This window comes from Pseudomonas sp. B21-031 (assembly GCF_024748985.1).
GTDB lineage: Bacteria > Pseudomonadota > Gammaproteobacteria > Pseudomonadales > Pseudomonadaceae > Aquipseudomonas > Aquipseudomonas kermanshahensis.
On the sequence record NZ_CP087181.1, the window covers coordinates 5,334,261 to 5,353,516 of the forward strand.

Here is a 19,256-nt window from a genome sequence, read left to right on the forward strand (position 1 = left end):
TGCAGCCCATTCGCTGGCAAGCCAGCTCCCACAGGGTCCCGAGAACAGCACCAGACCTGTGGGAGCGGGCTTGCTCCGCGAAGAATCCACCGCCGATTTCCAGGATTACCCGCATGCTCAGACTCCTGCTCACCCTGCTGCTCCTGCTGCCCCTGGCAACCCAGGCCAGCGAGGGCGAATTCTTCCTCACCGCCAAGCCCGCCGAGCAAGCCCGCCTGCTCGAAGGCTGGGCAGCCCAACCCGATGCCGCGCGCCTGCCGCTGCTGGAAAACCTGCGCCAAGGCCGCATCGCCGAGGGCGACACCCGCAAGGTGCGCCTGAACAACCGCCTGCGCAGCCTGATCGACAACGCCCTGGCCAGCCACCAGTTGCTCAGTGACAACAGCGACACTCGCCTGGCCGCCGCCCAGCAACTGCAAAAGAGCGCGCAACCCGCACAGATGGCCTTCCTCGACCGGCGCTTTGCCGGCGAACCGGACGCAGCGGTACACGCAGCCCTGGGCCTGGCCCTGGCCAACCTGCAACTGGGTGCCAGCGAACCTGCCGTACGCCTGGCCGCCGTGCGCTTGCTGGGCGAGACCGGCGACCCGGTCGCCCGTACGCGCCTGGAAGCGCTGCTGCAGCCCGGCGTCGAAAGCGACGCCGCCGTGCGCACGGCCGCTGAAACCAGCCTTGCCCAGGTCAAACGCAAGCTCATGGTCGGCGAACTGCTCGGCCAAGCCTTCAGCGGCCTGTCGCTGGGTTCGATCCTGCTGCTGGCAGCCCTGGGCCTGGCGATTACCTTCGGCCTGCTCGGGGTGATCAACATGGCCCATGGCGAGATGCTCATGCTCGGGGCCTACAGCACCTACATGGTCCAGGTGCTGCTGCAGCGTTACGCCCCCGGCGCGATCGAGTTCTACCCACTGATCGCCCTGCCCGTGGCCTTCGCCGCCAGCGCCGGGGTCGGCATGGCGCTGGAGCGCACGGTGATCCGTCACCTTTACGGCCGCCCACTGGAAACCTTGTTGGCGACCTGGGGGATCAGCCTGATTCTGATCCAGGCCATCCGCCTGCTGTTCGGCGCGCAGAACGTCGAAGTCAGCAACCCGGCGTGGTTATCCGGGGGTGTTCAACTGCTGCCCAACCTGGTGCTGCCGTACAACCGGCTGGTGATCATCGGCTTCGCCCTCGCCGTGGTGTTGCTCACCTGGCTGCTGCTCAACCGCACGCGGCTTGGCCTGAACGTGCGCGCAGTGACCCAGAACCGCAACATGGCCGCCTGCTGTGGCGTGTCCACCGGGCGCGTCGACATGCTCGCCTTTGGCCTAGGGTCGGGCATCGCCGGGCTGGGTGGCGTGGCCTTGAGCCAGGTCGGCAACGTTGGCCCGGACCTTGGCCAAAGCTACATCATCGACTCGTTCCTGGTGGTGGTGCTCGGCGGTGTCGGGCAACTGGCCGGAAGCCTCTGGGCCGCCTTCGGTCTCGGCATCGCCAACAAGCTGCTGGAGCCGCAGATCGGCGCGGTGCTTGGCAAGATCCTTATCCTTGCGTTGATCATTCTGTTCATTCAGAAGCGCCCGCAAGGCCTGTTCGCCCTCAAGGGACGGGTAATCGACTGATGAACCAGCCACTGCTTGTCACCGCTTCGCAAAAAGCCGGGCCGCGCCTGTCGCTGGCCATCGGCGCAGTCGTCGTCCTGCTGTTGCTGGCCCTGCCGCTGCTGTCGTTGTTGCCGGCGGACCATGCCCTGCAGGTTTCGGCCTACACCCTGACACTGGTCGGCAAGATCCTCTGCTATGCCATCGTCGCCCTGGCCTTGGACCTGGTCTGGGGCTATGCCGGGCTGCTGTCGCTGGGCCACGGTCTGTTCTTCGCCCTCGGCGGCTACGCCATGGGCATGTACCTGATGCGCCAGGCCGCCGGGGACGGGCTGCCGGGTTTCATGACCTTTCTGTCGTGGACCGAACTGCCTTGGTACTGGGCCGGTACTCAGCATTTTGCCTGGGCACTATGCCTGGTGGTGCTGGCGCCGGGCCTGCTGGCGCTGCTGTTCGGCTTTTTCGCCTTCCGTTCGCGGATCAAGGGCGTGTACTTCTCGATCATGACCCAGGCCCTGACCTTTGCCGGCATGCTGCTGTTCTTCCGCAACGAAACCGGGTTTGGCGGCAACAACGGCTTCACCAGCTTCCGCACCATCCTGGGCTTCGACATCGCCGCGCAAGGCACCCGTGCGGTGCTGTTCCTGCTCACTGTCGGCCTGCTGTTGGCCAGCCTGTACCTGTGTTGGCGCCTGACCCAAAGTAAATTCGGCCGCCTGCTCACCGCCGTGCGCGACGCCGAAAACCGCCTGATGTTCTGCGGCTACGACCCACGCGGTTTCAAGCTGCTGGTGTGGGTGCTGAGCGCCGTGCTGTGCGGCCTTGCCGGTGCGCTGTACGTGCCTCAGGTGGGCATCATCAACCCCAGCGAGATGTCGCCGACCAACTCCATCGAAGCCGCCGTGTGGGTCGCCCTTGGCGGGCGTGGCACGTTGATTGGCCCGCTGCTCGGCGCTGGCCTGGTCAACGGCATGAAGAGCTGGTTCACCGTGGCCTTCCCGGAGTTCTGGCTGTTCTTCCTCGGTGCGCTGTTCATTCTCGTCACCCTGTACCTGCCCAAGGGCGTGGTCGGTCTGTTGAAGAAAAGGAGCCAACCATGAGAGGCGTGCCCCCTGTGCATCCAGAATTCATGCTTGAACCGGTGTTCGACAACCTCGGCGCCGGCCGCGACGCCATCGGCCTGGGCAGCCGCCGTACAGCGGGCCTGGACACCCGCCATGGCACGGTGCTGAGCCTGGAAGACATCAGCGTCAGCTTCGATGGTTTCAAGGCCCTCAACGCGCTCAACCTGTACATCGGCGTCGGTGAACTGCGCTGCATCATTGGCCCCAACGGTGCCGGCAAGACCACGATGATGGACGTGATCACCGGCAAGACCCGCCCCGACACCGGCAGCGCGTTCTTTGGCGACACCCTCGACCTGACCCGCATGAGCGAATACCAGATCGCCCAGGCCGGCATCGGCCGCAAGTTCCAGAAGCCGACGGTGTTCGAAGCACTGACCGTGTTCGAGAACCTGGAGCTGGCCCTGAAGACCGACAAATCGGTGTGGGCCAGCCTGGCCGCGCGGCTGAGTGGTGAGCAACAGCAGCGCATCGACGAGGTGCTCGCCACCTTGCGCCTGCAATCCCTGGCGCAGCGCCAGGCGGGGCTGCTGTCCCACGGCCAGAAGCAGTTTCTGGAGATCGGCATGTTGCTGGTGCAAGAACCACAACTGCTGCTGCTCGATGAACCGGTGGCCGGCATGACCGACGCCGAGACCGAGTTCACCGCCGAACTGTTCAAGGGCCTGGCCGGCAAGCATTCGCTGATGGTGGTGGAGCACGACATGGGGTTTGTCGGGAGCATTGCCGACCATGTGACCGTGCTGCACCAAGGTAGCGTGCTGGCGGAGGGGTCGCTGGAGCAGGTGCAGGCGGATGAGCGCGTGGTCGAGGTGTACCTGGGCCGATGATTCAAACAGCCTGCCCCGCGAAGAGGCCGGTGCAGCCACAACAAGAAACTCAGGGACATGACATGCTCAAAATCGACACCCTGCACCAATACTACGGCGGCAGCCACATCCTGCGCGGCCTGTCCTTCGAGGCCAAGGTCGGCGAAGTCACCTGCCTGCTGGGCCGCAACGGCGTGGGCAAGACCACCCTGCTGCGTTGCCTGATGGGCCTGGTCGCCGCCCGCGAAGGCAGCGTCGAATGGGAGGGCAAGCCGATCACCACGCTCAAGCCCCAGCAACGGGTCCACGCCGGCATCGCCTACGTGCCCCAAGGCCGGGAAATCTTCCCGCGCCTGACCGTGGAAGAGAACCTGCTGATGGGCCTGTCGCGCTTTCCCGCCCGCGAGGCCCGCGAAGTGCCCGCCTTCATCTACGAGCTGTTCCCGGTACTGGAACAGATGAAACAGCGCCGCGGCGGCGACTTGTCCGGGGGCCAGCAGCAACAACTGGCCATTGGCCGTGCCCTGGCCAGCCGCCCGCGCCTGCTGATTCTCGACGAGCCCACCGAAGGCATCCAGCCCTCGGTGATCAAGGAAATCGGCGCGGTCATCCGGCGCCTGGCCGAGCGTGGCGACATGGCCATCCTGCTGGTCGAGCAGTTCTACGACTTTGCCGAGGAACTGGCCGATCAGTACCTGGTGATGGCGCGTGGCGAGATCATCCAGCGTGGGCGCGGGGAAAACATGCAAGCCGAGGGTGTGCGCGGGCTGGTAACCATTTAATCTGCGCCCATCGACCTTGTGAGACGCTGCAATGAGCCACGAAATCCGAGACGCCTTGCCCGCCGACGTGCCGGGCATCCTCGACATTTACAACGACGCCGTGCGCAACACCACGGCGATCTGGAACGAAACCCCGGTGGACCTGGCCAACCGCCAGGCCTGGTTCGAGGCCCGTGCGCAACAGGGCTACCCGATCCTGGTGGCGGTGGATGAGACCGGCGTGCTGGGGTATGCATCGTTCGGCGACTGGCGGCCGTTCGAGGGTTTTCGCCATACCGTCGAGCACTCGGTGTATATCCGTGGCGACCAGCGCGGCAAGGGTTTGGGGCCGCTGTTGATGGCCGCCTTGATCGAGCGTGCGCGGCGCTGTGGCAAGCACGTGATGGTGGCAGCGATCGAAAGTGGCAATGCGGCGTCGGTACGCCTGCATGAGCGGCTGGGGTTCGTGGTGACCGGGCAGATGCCGCAGGTGGGGGTGAAGTTTGGCCGCTGGCTGGACCTGACCTTCATGCAACTGGTGCTGAACCTGGGTGCCGATCCAACCTGAGATTGATGTTGGCTGTACTGGCCTTTTCGCGGGTGAACCCGCTCCCACAGGGACCATGCAGGGCCTGAGGCCAGTACCGTACTTGTGGGAGCGGGTTCACCCGCGAAGAGGCCGGGCCAGCAACCTTCACATCTGGATAAACCTGCCCAACCGCTGCTTCAGCATGCTGTTCTCACTGCGCAACTGCTGCACTTCCTGCAGCAGCTCCAGCGCCAGCGCCACGCCTTCCCACTCCAGCTCCAACTCTTGGTGCAGCTTCGCCGCACGCTTGGCCAACAGCGGCGCCTGATCGTCGAACAACCAATCCTCGGGCGTTCGCCCAGAGGGTTCGACGATGCCGTGTTCGACAATTTCGATCACGTAGTCGGCCGTAATATCGGCCTCCTGGCAGAGGGTGCGCATGTCCAGTTGAACGATCAAGGTGCTGCTCATGATCACTTACTCCATTGTGCCCTCGGGTTGAACGCGGCCTTCTCGGAAAGCTTGGCCCACAGTTCACGGGTAGACTCGTCGGATGCCGTCGGCATCACCACTTTGAGCTGCGCGTAGAGGTTGCCGCGCTCGCCCTGCTTGTTGGCCAGGCCCTTGCCCGGTACCCGCAGGCGTTGGCCGCTCTGGCTGTCGGGGCGGATGGTCAGGTTGATCTTGCCGTCCAGGGTCGGCACCGCCACCTTGGTGCCCAGCGCAGCCTCCCACGGTGCCAATGGCACGGTGATGATCAAGTCATGACCTTCGACATCGAACAGCGGATGCGGTGCCATGCGGATGGTCAGGAACAGGTCGCCATTGGGCCCACCGCCACTGCCCGGCGCACCCTGGCCCTTGAGGCGAATGCGCTCGCCGTCGGTCACCCCGGCAGGGATCTTGACGTTCAGGGTCTTGGTGGTGAACCCGGTGCGCTGCCCGGCGGCATTGGTTTGCGGCACCTGGAAGCTGATCTGCTTGGATTCCTTGCTCAGGGTCTCCTCAAGGAAAACCGCCAGTTCCAGCTCCACGTCCTGCCCTCGCCTGCCTGCACTGCGCTGTTGCCGGGCGCCACCAAAGGGGTTGCCCCCGCGGGCGCCAAAAATCGAGCTGAAGAAGTCGGAGAAGTCGCCGCCTTCGAAACCACCGCCAGCACCACCGCCCCGGTTTTCCCAGCCCGGTGGCGCCTGGAACGGCCGGCCATGCTGGCCGCCGTACTTGCGGATTTCGTCGAATTCGGCACGTTTCTGCGCGTCGCCCAGCACTTCGTAGGCCTCGTTGGCCTCTTTGAACTTGTCCTCGGCGTCGCGCTCCTTGCTGACATCGGGGTGATACTTGCGCGCCAGCTTGCGGTACGCGGCCTTGATCGCCTTGTCATCCGCCGTGGGCTCTACGCCGAGTATCTTGTAATAGTCTTTGAAGTCCATCTGTGGATCACCAATGTGAAATTGCGTGTTGCAACTGAAGATAGGGGTCAAGCATAGCCTTTCAAGGCCCACTTGGGATTGCTGCATGGCAGACGACTGGTCTTGATTCTCTTGCCAACTGGCATAAACTGCGCGGCCGTTTTGCCTCCGGAAGCCCTTTTCCCATGTCTGACGTATCCCCGGCCCGCGCCCTGGGCATCGACTTTGGCACCTCTAACTCCACGGTCGGCTGGCACCGCCCTGGTACTGAGTCGCTGATCGCCCTGGAAGACGGCAAGATCACCCTGCCTTCGGTGGTCTTCTTCAACATCGAGGAGCGTCGCCCGGTGTATGGTCGCCTGGCGTTGCACGAGTACCTGGAAGGCTACGAAGGCCGCCTGATGCGCTCGCTCAAGAGCCTGCTCGGCTCCAAGCTGATCAAGCACGACACCAGCGTGCTGGGCAGCGCCCTGCCGTTCAAGGACCTGTTGGGCATGTTTATCGGCGAGCTGAAAAAGCGCGCCGAAACCGCCGCCGAGCGCAGCTTCGACCAGGTGGTGCTGGGCCGTCCGGTGTTTTTCGTCGATGAAGACCCGGCCGCCGACCAGGAGGCCGAGGACACCTTGGCCGACGTGGCACGCAAGATCGGTTTCAAGGACGTGTCGTTCCAGTACGAACCGATTGCCGCAGCCTTCGACTACGAGTCGAGCATCAGCCGTGAAGAGCTGGTACTGATCGTCGATATCGGCGGTGGTACCTCCGACTTTACCCTGATCCGCCTGTCGCCCGAGCGCCACCTGGTGGCCGAACGCCAAAGCGACATTCTCGCCACCGGCGGCGTGCACATTGGCGGTACCGACTTCGACAAGCAACTGAGCCTGCAGGGCGTGATGCCGCTGTTCGGCTATGGCAGCCGGATGAAGAGCGGCGCACTGATGCCGACCAGCTATCACCTCAACCTGGCCACCTGGCACACCATCAACGCCCTGTATTCGCAGAAGTCGCAGCTGGCCTTGGGCAACATGCGCTACGACATCGAAGACACCCTGGGCATCGACCGCCTGTTCAAGCTGATCGAACAACGCGCCGGCCACTGGCTGGCGATGGAAGTGGAAGCCAGCAAGATCGAGCTGACCGAGCACGACAGCCGCCATATCGACCTGCGTCGGGTAGAGCCGGAGCTGACAGCGGAACTGACCCGTGCCGTGTTCGAAGCGGCGATCGACGGCCTGCTGGAGCGCGTGCGCGGCAGCGTCAGCGAGCTGCTGAACAAGGCGGGCGTCAGCGAAGGGCAGGTGGATACCGTGTTCTTCACCGGGGGTTCGAGCGGGATCCCGGCGCTGCGTAACAGCGTGGCGGCGATGCTGCCCAACGCCCGGCATGTGGAAGGCAACATCTTCGGCAGCATTGGTAGCGGGTTGGCGATTGAGGCGCGTAAGCGCTACGGGACAGCCTGAGGTTTACTCTACCGCCTGAACTGGCCTCTTCGCGGGGCAAGCCCGCGAAGAGGCCCGTACGGGTTAAACCAGCTCCACCCGCCGCAGCTCACTCTTCAGGTAGGCATAGTAGATCGGCCCCGCCACCACCCCCGGCAAGCCGAAGGCCGCCTCGAACACCAGCATCGCCAGCAACAGTTCCCACGACTTGGCACTGATCTGCCCGCCGACGATCCGCGCGTTGAGGAAATACTCGACCTTGTGGATAACGATCAGATAGCCCAACGCCGCCAGCGCCACCCAGATCGACAACGACAACCCGACGATAGTGATCAGGGTGTTGGACATCAGGTTGCCAATCACCGGCAGCAGCCCGAGCAGGAAGGTCAGCACGATCAGCGTCTTGGTCAGCGGCAGGTGCACACCGAACAGCGGCAGCACCACGGCCAGGAAGATGCCGGTGAAGGTGGTGTTGAGCAGCGAAATCTTGATCTGCGCGAAGACAATGTTACGAAACGCCTGCACCAGCAGGTTCAGGCGTTCGAACAGCGCTGCCGCCAACGGCTTGCGCCGCGAGATGTCAGGGATGCGCTGCAGGGCAACGATGGCGCCGAGGATCATGCCGATCAGCAAGGTGACGAACATGTGCGCCATGCCCTTGCCCACCAGTTGCAGCTCACCCAGGTGGCTCTTGAGCCAGTCACCGATGGCCACTTTGAACTCGGCGGCACTGGCCGGCAGGTAGCCTTCGATGAACGGCGGCAACTGCCCACGGGCCCGCTCGACCAGGGCCATGAACTTGTCCAGCGAAGCCCCGGGGTTTTCTGCCTCGTGCAGCAGGAAGCTGAACGCGCCGGCAATCAGCAAGGTCAAGGTGGTGACGACCAACGTGCCGAGCAGGGCCACGGCCAGCCAACGCGCACGTTGCCCGGCGATCAGCGGCTGCAGCCGTGGCGTCAGCATGTTGACCAGTTCGAACACCAGCAAACCGGCTAACAGGCTCGGCAGCAACTTCAGGGGCAACGCCAGCAGCAGGCCGGCAAACACGATGATCCAGCTGGCCAGGGTGACCTGGCGGGGGGTGAAAGTCATACAGCCTCAGGGGCAGACAACGGAAAAGACCCGCAGTCTGCCAGCCTTCGTCCTACAGGCATAGGCGCAGGTCATTTCTTCTTCAGGCAGTCGCTCATGAACGCTTTGCGCTCATCACCCTTGAGTGCCTTGGTGCTGGCGTCGGCGTTGCAGGTCTTCATCTTTTCCTGCTGGGTGGCAGGCACGCTCTTCTTCAGGCAGTTGCTCATGAACGCCTTGCGTTCATCGCCCTTGAGCGCTTTGGCGGTGGCGTCGGCATTGCACGAGGTCATCTTTTCCTGCTGCGCGGTGGCGGCGAACCCTTGCGCGCTGAACAACACAGCCAACACCAGCAGTGGCATTTGCAACAGCTTCATGGAGTGGTCTCCCTGTTTCCGCGCCCGATGCGCGGTGGTGCCACTGAGTGTAGACAAGAATTTTTACAGCTCAGCCCGCGACTGGCGCCGGTACTGCTCCGGCGTGCAGTGGGCCTGGCGCTGGAACATGGCGATGAAGGCCGAGCCGCTGCTGTAGCCAAGGTCGAAGGCAATGGCCTGAATCGGCAAGCCCGCTTCCAGCGCCTCGATGGCGCGTAAAAAGCGCAGGCGTAGGCGCCATTCGCCGAAACTGATGCCCAGTTCGCGAAGAAACTGGCGGGCCAGGGTACGTTCGCTGACATGCACCTGCGCGGCCCAGTCGGCCAGCGGGCGGTTGTCACCCGGGGCGTGGCTCAAGGCGTCGAGCACCTGGCCCAAGCCCTCGCTGCGGGCGAAAGGCAGGTAGCAGGTTTGGGTCGGGGCCAGCAGCAACTGGTCGAGCAGTACCTGCACCAGGCGCTGGTCGCGTTCATCTTGCGCCACCTTCAGGTCACGCCGGGCGAAGTCGCCAAGGATGGCTTTGAGGATGTCGCTGATGACCAGGCTGCACGGTTGTTGCGGCAGGTCGGCGCACAGGCTGCGCGCCAGGTAGACCGAGCGGTAGACGATGGCCTGGGGGTTGTAACAGCCATGCTCGGTGCCCGGCGGCACCCAGACGGCGTACTGCGGCGGCGAGAGAAAGCGCTGGCCTTCGACGTCCAGGTGCATGACGCCGTGGGCCGCGTAGTTCAGTTGGCCCCAGGTGTGGCGGTGTGGCGCGCTGTGGGTGTCGGCGCCAAATTCGTCATGGCGGAAGTACACCGGCGCCGGGAGTAGGTCGAAACCGGGGATGTCGAGGTATTTGCGCGGCATGCTGTCTGCTTCAAAGGGTGGGTTGTCTGGATACAAGTATAGGCTTGCGGACAGACAGCGGATAATAGCGGGCTATCGGGGCCTGCTGCACAGGCCTTCGCGGGCAAGCCCGCTCCTACAGGTACAGCGCTGCCTACAAACTGCGCGCTGCAAAGCAGGCCCAACCTTGCCAAACCGAGTAACCGCGACATGAACTACACCTTCCCCCTCCTCGCCATCCTCATCTGGGCCGGCAACACCGTCGTCACCAAGCTGTCGGCCGGTGCCATCCACCCTGCCGAGATCGGCTTCTATCGCTGGCTGCTGGCCGGCCTGCTGTTTACCCCCTTCCTGCTACCGGCCGTGTGGCGCAACCGCGCCGCCATCCGCCCGTACCTGGGCAAAGTCTTCGTCCTTGGCGTGCTGGGCATGGCCCTGTACCAGAGCCTGGCGTACTTCGCCGCCAGCATCACCAGCGCCACCAACATGGGCATCATTCTCTCGCTGATGCCGTTGATGTCGCTGGCCCTGTCCATCGCCTGGCTCGGCCAGCGCCTGACCTTCGGCGCCTTGATCGGCGCCCTGGTGTCGTTTTTCGGCGTGCTCGAGGTGGTCTCCGCCGGCCACCCCGGGGCGCTGTTGGAACAGGGCCTGAACGGCGGCGACCTGCTGATGCTGGTGGCCACCCTGGCCTACGCGCTGTACAGCTTCCTGCTGAAGAAATGGCAATTGCGCCTGCCGCCCTTGCAGCTGCTGTACCTGCAGGTGCTGGTGGCTATCATCGTGCTGCTGCCGTTGTTCCTGCTGTCGGACAAGACCGGCCTGAACGCCCACAACGTCGGCCTGGTGCTGTACGCCTGCGTGCTGGCTTCGATGATCGCGCCGCTGGTATGGATGCAGGCCGTGCACCGCCTGGGGCCAAGCCGTACCACGCTGTTCTTCAACCTGCTGCCGCTGGTCACCGCGCTGATCGCCGCCGTGGTGCTGGATGAACAACTGGCCCGCTATCACCTGATCGGCGGCCTGCTGACCCTGGCCGGGGTGATCCTTGCCGAACGCTGGACCACACCGGTGCGCCGCCGCGTCATAGCCCCGCAGCCTTGAGCCGGGCCGCGTGTTCGGTGAACAGCCGCACCGGTTCGGCGCCCTTGCCGACTGCCCCCAGCGACTGGTTGACGATGTCCAGGTGATCGAGCGGGTAGTCATCGCCGATCACCTGCCCCAGGTGCGCGCTAAAGCGCCCGACCATGCCGTCGCAGTGGCCCTTTTCCTTGACGAAGCTGCGGGCGAACAAGCGGCAGAAGCGGTTGCTGCCGTCAAAACGGTTGCGCCCTTGGTCAGTCAGGCCAGGCTGCAAGGTGCCTGACCAGGAGTAGTAGCGCACGCCGTTGACCTGCGCGGGCCCTTCACCGCCCCAGGTGTCGGGCAGGCCCTGTGGATAAGCCTGGTTGAACAGCGCCACCCCGGCGCTGGTCAGCGACTGGTGCGAGGCATGTACATCGATGGGCAGCGGGTCGCGCCGCCAGCCGGTTTCCAGCCACACCAGCAGCACTGCCACGCCATGCAGCACGGCCTTGAGAATGCGCCCTTGGGGTGAATCGCCCGGCGCAGTGCGTTCCAGGTGGTCAGCCAGTTCGGAGCCATGGTTGGGCCCCGCCACCGACGTCACCGAAGCCACCCGGTCGGGCCGTTTGGCGGCCGCATAGCGCGCATCCAAGGCGCCTTGGCTGTGGCCGATGAGGTTGACCTTGGCCGCGCCGCTGCGCTGGCAGATGTCTTCGATGATCGCCAGCAACTGCTCGCCGCGCACTTCGCTGGAATGCAACGGCGACACCTGCACGGCATGCACCTGCGCGCCGCCCTTGCGCAAGGCCGGCACGATTCCGAACCAGTAGGGATAAAGCAGTACCCGCACGAAACCGAGCATGCCCGGCACCAGCACCACAGGGTATCGCGTAGCCAGTTCCTGCCCCATTGCCCTGCCCCTCTCCGTGGACGACGGCCCACACTACAGCGGCTTCGATGACCATCGCAATCGAACTCCTGGCGCGCCGTGCGGTTCCAAACCAGAACAGACCCTTGAGCAAGGAGCGGGACCATGTACAAGCAGACCCTGGCAATCCTTCTGGCCAGTGCAACCCTGGCCGCCTGCGGCAGCCGCCCGGAAAACCCGGTGGATTACGTCACCTATCGCGACGAGCCGCTGGTCAAGCAGGTCGAGCACGGCATGACCATGCAGAAGGTCATTGCCATCGGCGGCAGCCCGTCGAACGTGATCGACTTGCCGCACGGGGGCACCTGCAACGACTACATCCTCAACCGCGACGGCAAACAGCAGCCCTACTACGTGCGTTTCGACGCCACCGGGCATGTCGACGCCAAGGGCTTCAAGACGTGCAAACAACGACAAGAGGACAGCGACGCCGTCCACGGCGCGTGAGCCTTCGTTACCACTTGACCCCCCGTCCTGATTCGTTTGGAGATAACCATGAGCAACGTTGAACTGACCGATGTGAAAACCCTGCGCGAACGTGCCCGTCAGCACGTGGAACAAGGCGCGGTGACCGAGGGTTACCACGCCGACCGTACCGAGATCCTGCGCCTGCTCAATGAGTCGCTGGCCACCGAGCTGGTCTGCGTGCTGCGTTACAAGCGCCACTACTTCATGGCCAGCGGCATCAAGGCCAGCGTTGCGGCCGAAGAGTTTCTGGAGCATGCCAACCAGGAAGCCGAGCATGCTGACAAGCTGGCCGAGCGGATTGTCCAACTGGGTGGCGAGCCGGACTTCAACCCGGACAACCTGACCAAGAACTCCCATGCCCAGTACGTGGCAGGTAGCAACTTGAAAGAAATGGTGCTGGAAGACCTGGTGGCCGAGCGCATTGCGATCGACAGCTACCGCGAGATCATTCAGTACATTGGTGATAGCGACCCGACCACGCGCCGTATTTTTGAAGACATTTTGGCGCAGGAAGAAGAGCACGCGGACGATATGTCTGATCTGTTGCAAGGGTTGTAATCGTACGGGGCTGCGTTGCAGCCCATTCGCGGCACAAGGCCGCTCCTACAGGAGATCGCATTCCCCTGTAGGAGCGGCCTTGTGCCGCGAATGGGCCGCAAAGCGGCCCCCTTCACTCATTTCTTGCCTTTCACCTCAGTCGGCGCCTTGCCCGCCCTCATCTGCTGCAACAACGGCGTGCACTGATTAGGCTCATCCCCACTGCTCGGCGCGATCAATGCCAGCAACCCCGCCGCCGGCCCCGCGACCACCCCTAGCGCCACCATCCCCGCGCCACGCAACGCCAATGGCACTGCCTGCACCCCGGCACTGGGCTTGGCAAACGGCCCGCGCACGTATAAAGGCGAACGCAGCGAGAACAGCCGCAGCCCTTTCGACTCCGGGGTGATCTTCAGGTCAAGCTGCTCGCTGGCAAAGTTCGCCGTGCCGTTGATGTAGATGATCGCGTTCTCGGTATCGAAGATGAACAGGCGTGTCGTCGCCAGCCCGTCCTTGATGCCGACATCGGCCGCCGCGCAGTTGATCTGCACGTCCTCGTCACCGAACAACTTGCCAATCACGTAGTTGCCCACGTTCAGCCCGGCGATTTCCATCAGGCTGCGGCTCACCGCACCATCGTTGATCAACATGCGCAGGTCGCCATTGGCCGTGCCCAGCAGTGCCGCCACCGAGTTACCGCGGCCGGTGATGTCGGCATCGCCGTTCAGCTCGCCAAAACTGGTCTGCATCGGTGCGAAGGTGGGGAACAGTTGCTTGAGCTTGAAGCCCCGCGCAGTCAGCTGTGCCCGGCCTTGCAAGGGTACGCTGCGGCCATCCAGGCGGATCCTGGACGCCAGGTTGCCGCCGGCCACGCCAAAGCGCAGCGGTGCCATGCGCAGCAGGCCGTCTTCGAGAATCACGTGGGCAGACAGGTCGTTGAACGGCAATTGCTCACTGTGGACGATGCGCTTGCCGGCAAATTCGACGTCGGCGTCCATGGCGCGCCAGCGGTCGGTGCGAAACTCCTCCACCGGCAGCACTTTGCCCGTCGGCTGCTTGCTGGCTCCGCCGCGGGCTTTCTGCTCGGCGTTGGAATCGGCACCGATCAGCGGCGCCAGGTCCTTGAACAAGAGCTGGTTGGAGACCAGCTTGCCGGAGAGTTTGGGCCGTGGCTGGCTGGCCACGAAGGCCAGGTCGCCGTGGATGTCGCTGTCGCCGATCTTGCCGTTGAACCCTTGGTAATTGAACGTGGCGCCTTGCTCGGCATGCAGGTTGGCGCTGAGGTGGCCATCGGTGGCATAAGCTGGGGTGTCCGGCAGGGTCACGCCGGTCAATGGGTAAAGGTTGCCCAGGCTATTGCCGGACAGGCGCAGGCGCAGGTCGAGCGCGCCGAGGTTGCGCGGGTCAGTCAGGGTACCGGCAAGCACTACGTGTGTATCCGCGATGCGCACATCGGCCTGCAACGGGAACGGTTGGCTGGCATCCTGCAGCGCCAGCAGGCCACCGATCTTGCCGGTGCCGGACACTGGCTGGCCCTTGTAGCGGCCTTGGGCCTTGAAGCCGAAAGCGTAGTCCTGGGCGCCGCCGGTTTTCTCGGCACGCGCCTTGCCGACGATGTCGCTGAACGGGATCGGCTTGCCCAGCGGGTCGACCTGCACCTTCATGCTGGTCTTCAGGGTCTGGTCATCGAGGCTGACGTTGCCTTGGTCAAAACCGATGGCCCCGATGTCCAACTCCCATTTCGAGGGTTGCGCGTTTTCGTCTTTGGGGCCGAAGTCAAAGGTCCAGTTAGCGCGTCCGTCGGCCAGGCGAGTGAGGCTGGCCGTCGGTTTAGTCAGGTTGATGCGGGGGATGACAATCTGCTGGAACACCAGCGGCAGCGGCGCCAGGCGGAATTCCACACGCTCGAGGCCAACCATTTTCGGCTCCTTGAGCCAATCGGGGTTGCCCAGGGTAAGGTCCTCGGCAATGAAGTGCGGCCAGGGCACCCACGCGCGCCAACCACCTTCTTCAGGTTCGGTGCGCCACTGCACGGCAAGGTTGCCATTGATCGCGAACGGCCGGTGCAGGGCTTCGGATACCTTCTCGTTGAGCAACGGCTTGACGCGGTTCCAGTCGAAGGTGGCGATTACCACCACCAGTATCGCCACGAGGGTCAACAGGGTGGCAAGGGTCCAGACGAGGATTCTGGCGGGTCGCGTCATTGCGTGATTCTCCTGACGGCATGGCACAAAGCGGGCGCCGATGGCACTCATTAACTCGGACTGATGAAAACCCGCTGGGTTTTATCCGTGGCGCCATGATAGCGAAGTTTTTCCTGGCTTCTTGTTCAGCATTTGCGCTCGGCAAAGGCGTTACCCTGGCCCTAGAGCGTGAAGCCAAAAAGCCATCAACCACCTCAAGACACCTGCACTAGAGCCTTCACCAGCCTCTATCAATGCTGTCGATTGTTACCATTATCCTTATGAACTTTTCTCTGGCGTTCCCGGGCGTAGCATTGGCTCCGTACCCACTTTCCAGCCCCCCAGAGGAGCACCGAAATCATGAAACGCCACCTGCTGACCCTGACCCTGTCCCTGCTTGCTGCCAACGCGTTTGCCCTGCCGGCCGCTGAACAGCACCTGACCGCCGAATCGCGTTCCAGCGCCGCAGAAATCGCCCAGCCTCTGAAAACCGTTGCCGAAGGCGGCTCCGATCGCCTGATCGAACGCACTGGCCGTGTAGCCGAAGGCGGCTCCGATCGCTTGATCGAACGCACTGGCCGTGTAGCCGAAGGCGGCTCTGATCGCCTGATCGAACGCACTGGCCGGGTTGCCGAAGGTGGCTCCGATCGCCTGATCGAGCGTGCTGGCCAAGTCGCCGAAGGCGGTGCCGACCGTTTGATCGAACGCAGTGGCCGCGTAGCTGAAGGTGGCTCGGATCGCCTGGTTGAACTCAGCCGTGTGAGCTGATCGCCATGGCCGAAAAGAACAACCTGCAGCACATTGCCTGCTCACCTCCAAGCCCGGTCCATTGACCGGGCTTCGTTTTTTTAACTAGAGTGCCCAGCCTCGACCGACACAGAATCCTGCCCCCATGCTGCCGCGCGCCGAACAGAAGCTACAGACCCGCCAGGCCCTGCTCGATGCCGCCTGCCAGCTCATGGAGAGTGGCCGTGGTTTCGGCAGCATCAGCCTGCGCGAAGTGGCGAAAACGGCGGGTATCGTACCGACCGGTTTCTACCGGCATTTCCCCGACATGGACGCACTGGGCCTGGCCCTGGTGGCCGAGGTCGATACCACCTTCCGCCAGACCATCCGCCTGGTGCGCCAGAACGAATTCGAATTTGGTGGCATTACCGATGCCTCGGTACGCATCTTCCTCGACGTGGTCGCCGCCCACCGCGCCCAGTTCCTGTTCCTGGCCCGTGAACAATACGGGGGCTCGCAGGCGGTCCGCCAGGCGATTGCCCGCCTGCGCCAGGACATCAGCGACGACCTGGCCACCGACCTGGCACGCATGAAGCGCTGGCAGCACCTGGACGCTGCGGCACTGGCGGTGATGGCCGACCTGGTGGTGAAGACCGTGTTTGCCACCCTGCCGGAACTGATCGACAGCCCCGACGCGGGTTATCCACAGGCCCTGACCGCGCAGGAAAAGATCACCCAGCAGCTGCGCTTCATCTTCGTCGGCGCACGCCATTGGCAAGGCTTGGGTAACCCGAGCTGATCTGTTGGCTACACGGGCCTCTTCGCGGGCAAGCCCGCGAAGAGGCCCGTGTAAACAACCCAAAACCCCAGTTCTGCTACCATGGCGCACTGCCCGATTGTGACGAGCGCTTTCATGTCCGACCCCCGCCCCACTCCGCCCGAACTGGCCCGCTTCAACCAGCACTTCGCCGAGCGTATCGTGCCGCTGTGGCAAGGCCCGGGCTGGAACGACGAAATGGCCCTGCCCTTCGAAGCCCTGGACGCCCAGCACCGGCCATTGCCCGTGCAACGCTACCGGGCGATGGCCTGCGCTCGCCAGCTGTACCTGTTCAGCAGCCGCATCGAGCAACCCGGCGCGGCAGCGCGAGCGGCGGCGTTGTTCCGTTCGTTGCAGCGGCATTTTCACGATGCCGAGCACGGTGGCTGGTTCTACAGCGTCGATGCCGAAGGCAAGCCGCTGGACCGCCGCAAAGACCTCTACACCCATGCGTTCATCGTGTTTGCCTGCGCCCATTACTGGGGCAAGGTTCGCGAGAGCCTGGTGGAGGCTGCACTGAACGCTGCGCTGGAAATCGTCAGCGAGCAGTTCGCCCGCGACGACGGCCTATACGAAGCCAGCCTGGGTGAAGACTGGTCCGACCTGGGCAGCGGCCCGCTGCAGAATCCGCAGATGCACCTGGCCGAAGCGTTCCTGCAAGTGCTTGCCGTGCGTGAGGATGAAGGCGTGCAGCAGGCCCTGCTGCACCTGTGCGAAGCCCTGCAGGCGCAGTTCATCGAACCGCAGCATGGCCTGATGCTGGAAAAGCCAAACGGCGCTGTGGATAACTGGTTCGAGCCGGGTCATCAGTTCGAGTGGTTCTACCTACTCGATACCTCGCCCCTGCTACGTGGCACGCCCCTGCATGGCTCCATTGCCCGCGCCTTCGAATACGCCGAGCAGTACGGGGTTAAAGATTCAGCGGTGCTGTCGATGCTGGCGGTGGACGGCAAGGTGCTCGATGCCACCCAGCGGATCTGGGCCCAGGCGGAGTACCTGCGGGCGCTGGCGTTGCGGTCAGAGAATGAGGCGAAACTGGCTGCGCAGTTGCAGGCGATGGAGCAGCGGTTCCTGCATGACGGCGGCTGGTATGAGTGCCGAGATGGCGAGGGTGCGGTTAGCCGGCATGACATGCCTTCGACTACGCCCTATCACCTGGCGACCTGCCTGGAAGGCCTGCAGCGCCTGAGCTGACGCATTCGCGGGGCAAGCCCGCTCCCACAGGATTACCGCTGTGCTCAACTGAGCGGGAAATCTGTGGGAGCGGGCTTGCCCTGCGAAGAGGCCTTCGGACTAACCTTTGACCGACCGGTCGATCGAGAACCCTGCCCAGTCCTGACTCACCGGCATCAGCTCCAGGCTGTTGATGTTGATGTGCGCCGGCTGGTTGAGAATCCAGAAGATGGTCTCGGCGATATCCTGCGGCTGGATCGGCTCGGCACCTGCGTAGGTGGCGTCGTACTTGGCCTGGTCGCCACCGAAACGCACCAGCGAGAACTCGCTCTCGCACAGCCCCGGCTCGATGTTGCTGACGCGCACGCCCGTGCCGCGCAGGTCGCAACGCAGGCTCAGCGAGAACTGCCCAACGAACGCCTTGGTGCCGCCATACACGTTGCTGCCCGGGTACGGGTAATTGCCCGCCACCGAGCCGACGTTGAGGATCGACGCACCACGCCCGTGGGCGATCAACCGGGGCAGCAGCAGGCGCGTGGTGTACATCAGGCCCTTGATGTTGGTGTCGACCATGGTTTCCCAGTCGTCCAGGCTGCAGTTCTGCGCCGCATCCACGCCCAGGGCCAGGCCAGCGTTGTTGACCAGGCCACGCAGTTTATCGAACCCAGGCGGCAGGTTACCGATGGCCGCCTCCATGGCGTTGCGGTCGCGCACATCGAGCACCAGGCCGTGCACCTCGGTTTGGCCTGACAGTTCTGCGCAGAGCGCATCCAGGCGCTCCTTGCGGCGACCGGTGAGGATCAGCTTCCAGCCGGCCTGTGCAAAACGTCGGGCGGTGGCCTCGCCGAAACCGGAAGTCGCGCCAGTGATGAATACGGTGGACGTCATGCTGTGTTCCTCGCTGTGGATTATTTTCGGCAGGGTTTGCAGCATGCCTTCGTACCACGCAGGCAGCAAGCCATTGAAGCCATTGGTCAAAAAATGATCATACCTGCCAAAGCCGCGTAGCAGAGGGCCTCGCGCCAGCTATGCGCACGTTATCCACAAGGCTTTCCCCACGGATTGGGGGCAACTTGTCGAGTTCGCGGAACCCTTTCAGCGATCCACGGTCGGTGGATATCTCTGAGGTGATGGCGCAAGGCTTTCAACCATGCCGCTTGCAGCGGTCTGTCCAAGGTTTTTGCACAGACTTACCCACAGGTTTTACAAGGCCTCGAACGCTGCACCCTGTGAGTAAAAAACCGTGAAAAATCATCCACAAGGGCAAAGCGATCAAAAAATGATCAACGCCCTGCAAGGCTTGATAACAAAGGCCTGTAGCGAGGTGCACCCATGTTTTCCACAGGCGGTTCCACATTATCCGTGGGTAAAACAAGGCTGTGGAAACAATGGCTTGCGAAGGGTTTTTGGAGAGGCTGAAGAAGGGTGTGCG

General features: G+C 63.5%; 20 protein-coding genes. 12 read left to right on the forward strand and 8 right to left on the reverse strand.

Features of this window, described 5'->3' with window-relative positions; genetic code table 11:
• The first annotated feature begins 113 nt into the window (after positions 1–113).
• The 5 genes from urtB to LOY53_RS23885 all read left to right on the forward strand — a co-directional run bounded on the left by urtB (position 114) and on the right by LOY53_RS23885 (position 4,842).
• A complete protein-coding gene (urtB, locus tag LOY53_RS23865; RefSeq protein ID WP_258703363.1) occupies positions 114–1,601 on the forward strand; it encodes an urea ABC transporter permease subunit UrtB in 1,488 nt (495 codons plus the stop codon).
• Positions 1,601–2,680 (forward strand): urea ABC transporter permease subunit UrtC, encoded by a 1,080-nt coding sequence (urtC, locus tag LOY53_RS23870; RefSeq protein WP_252825983.1) that lies wholly within the window; start codon positions 1,601–1,603, stop codon positions 2,678–2,680. The genes urtB and urtC overlap by 1 nt, the downstream gene beginning before the upstream one ends.
• Positions 2,677–3,534, forward strand: a complete 858-nt coding sequence (urtD, locus tag LOY53_RS23875) for an urea ABC transporter ATP-binding protein UrtD (protein WP_027592569.1) — start codon at positions 2,677–2,679, stop codon at positions 3,532–3,534. The genes urtC and urtD overlap by 4 nt, the downstream gene beginning before the upstream one ends.
• A gap of 62 nt (positions 3,535–3,596) precedes the next feature.
• Positions 3,597–4,295 carry an urea ABC transporter ATP-binding subunit UrtE gene (urtE, locus tag LOY53_RS23880; RefSeq protein WP_027592568.1) on the forward strand — a complete coding sequence of 233 codons (699 nt, stop codon included), beginning with the start codon at positions 3,597–3,599 and terminating at the stop codon, positions 4,293–4,295.
• Positions 4,296–4,326: 31 nt separating this feature from the next.
• Entirely contained in the window at positions 4,327–4,842 is a 516-nt protein-coding gene (locus tag LOY53_RS23885) for a GNAT family N-acetyltransferase (RefSeq protein WP_252825984.1), read from the forward strand.
• A 126-nt stretch (positions 4,843–4,968) separates the two neighbouring features.
• On the opposite strand, the gene LOY53_RS23890 is transcribed toward LOY53_RS23885, so the two are convergent.
• Both LOY53_RS23890 and cbpA read right to left on the reverse strand, forming a co-directional pair.
• Entirely contained in the window at positions 4,969–5,274 is a 306-nt protein-coding gene (locus tag LOY53_RS23890; RefSeq protein ID WP_027592566.1) for a chaperone modulator CbpM, read from the reverse strand.
• 2 nt (positions 5,275–5,276) lie between these two features.
• Positions 5,277–6,233: a curved DNA-binding protein gene (cbpA, locus tag LOY53_RS23895; RefSeq protein WP_027592565.1), complete on the reverse strand. Its 957-nt coding sequence runs from the start codon at positions 6,231–6,233 to the stop codon at positions 5,277–5,279.
• A 164-nt stretch (positions 6,234–6,397) separates the two neighbouring features.
• Between cbpA and LOY53_RS23900 the strand changes: the two genes are divergently transcribed.
• Positions 6,398–7,669 (forward strand): Hsp70 family protein, encoded by a 1,272-nt coding sequence (locus tag LOY53_RS23900; protein ID WP_252825986.1) that lies wholly within the window; start codon positions 6,398–6,400, stop codon positions 7,667–7,669.
• A gap of 63 nt (positions 7,670–7,732) precedes the next feature.
• On the opposite strand, the gene LOY53_RS23905 is transcribed toward LOY53_RS23900, so the two are convergent.
• The 3 genes from LOY53_RS23905 to LOY53_RS23915 form a co-directional block, all read right to left on the reverse strand.
• Positions 7,733–8,740 carry an AI-2E family transporter gene (locus LOY53_RS23905; RefSeq protein WP_027592563.1) on the reverse strand — a complete coding sequence of 336 codons (1,008 nt, stop codon included), beginning with the start codon at positions 8,738–8,740 and terminating at the stop codon, positions 7,733–7,735.
• A gap of 71 nt (positions 8,741–8,811) precedes the next feature.
• A complete protein-coding gene (locus LOY53_RS23910; RefSeq protein WP_027592562.1) occupies positions 8,812–9,096 on the reverse strand; it encodes a PsiF family protein in 285 nt (94 codons plus the stop codon).
• Positions 9,097–9,159: 63 nt separating this feature from the next.
• Positions 9,160–9,948, reverse strand: coding sequence for a helix-turn-helix transcriptional regulator (locus LOY53_RS23915; RefSeq protein WP_252825988.1), 789 nt, complete (start codon positions 9,946–9,948; stop codon positions 9,160–9,162).
• A 189-nt stretch (positions 9,949–10,137) separates the two neighbouring features.
• Here LOY53_RS23915 and LOY53_RS23920 point away from each other — a divergent pair, with 189 nt between their 5' ends.
• Positions 10,138–11,031 carry a DMT family transporter gene (locus tag LOY53_RS23920; RefSeq protein ID WP_258703364.1) on the forward strand — a complete coding sequence of 298 codons (894 nt, stop codon included), beginning with the start codon at positions 10,138–10,140 and terminating at the stop codon, positions 11,029–11,031.
• On the opposite strand, the gene LOY53_RS23925 is transcribed toward LOY53_RS23920, so the two are convergent.
• A complete protein-coding gene (locus tag LOY53_RS23925) occupies positions 11,012–11,902 on the reverse strand; it encodes a triacylglycerol lipase (protein ID WP_252825990.1) in 891 nt (296 codons plus the stop codon). The genes LOY53_RS23920 and LOY53_RS23925 overlap by 20 nt on opposite strands.
• Positions 11,903–12,025: 123 nt before the next feature.
• On the opposite strand from LOY53_RS23925, the gene osmE reads away from it, so the two are divergent.
• Both osmE and LOY53_RS23935 read left to right on the forward strand, forming a co-directional pair.
• Positions 12,026–12,367 (forward strand): osmotically-inducible lipoprotein OsmE, encoded by a 342-nt coding sequence (osmE, locus tag LOY53_RS23930; protein WP_027592558.1) that lies wholly within the window; start codon positions 12,026–12,028, stop codon positions 12,365–12,367.
• A gap of 48 nt (positions 12,368–12,415) precedes the next feature.
• The gene (locus LOY53_RS23935) at positions 12,416–12,946 is read left to right on the forward strand and encodes a bacterioferritin (RefSeq protein ID WP_027592557.1); all 531 of its coding nucleotides are present in this window, start codon (positions 12,416–12,418) and stop codon (positions 12,944–12,946) included.
• Between the two features lie 116 nt (positions 12,947–13,062).
• On the opposite strand, the gene LOY53_RS23940 is transcribed toward LOY53_RS23935, so the two are convergent.
• A complete protein-coding gene (locus LOY53_RS23940) occupies positions 13,063–15,129 on the reverse strand; it encodes an AsmA family protein (RefSeq protein WP_252825991.1) in 2,067 nt (688 codons plus the stop codon).
• A 339-nt stretch (positions 15,130–15,468) separates the two neighbouring features.
• Here LOY53_RS23940 and LOY53_RS23945 point away from each other — a divergent pair, with 339 nt between their 5' ends.
• From LOY53_RS23945 to LOY53_RS23955, 3 genes are all read left to right on the forward strand, one after another.
• On the forward strand, positions 15,469–15,876 hold the full coding sequence (locus LOY53_RS23945) for a hypothetical protein (RefSeq protein WP_027592555.1): 408 nt from the start codon (positions 15,469–15,471) through the stop codon (positions 15,874–15,876).
• A 124-nt stretch (positions 15,877–16,000) separates the two neighbouring features.
• Positions 16,001–16,633: a TetR family transcriptional regulator gene (locus LOY53_RS23950; RefSeq protein WP_027592554.1), complete on the forward strand. Its 633-nt coding sequence runs from the start codon at positions 16,001–16,003 to the stop codon at positions 16,631–16,633.
• A gap of 114 nt (positions 16,634–16,747) precedes the next feature.
• On the forward strand, positions 16,748–17,845 hold the full coding sequence (locus tag LOY53_RS23955; RefSeq protein WP_258703365.1) for an AGE family epimerase/isomerase: 1,098 nt from the start codon (positions 16,748–16,750) through the stop codon (positions 17,843–17,845).
• 99 nt (positions 17,846–17,944) lie between these two features.
• Here the strand turns inward: LOY53_RS23955 and LOY53_RS23960 are convergent, their stop codons facing one another.
• Entirely contained in the window at positions 17,945–18,712 is a 768-nt protein-coding gene (locus LOY53_RS23960; RefSeq protein WP_258703366.1) for an SDR family oxidoreductase, read from the reverse strand.
• Positions 18,713–19,256 lie beyond the last annotated feature (544 nt).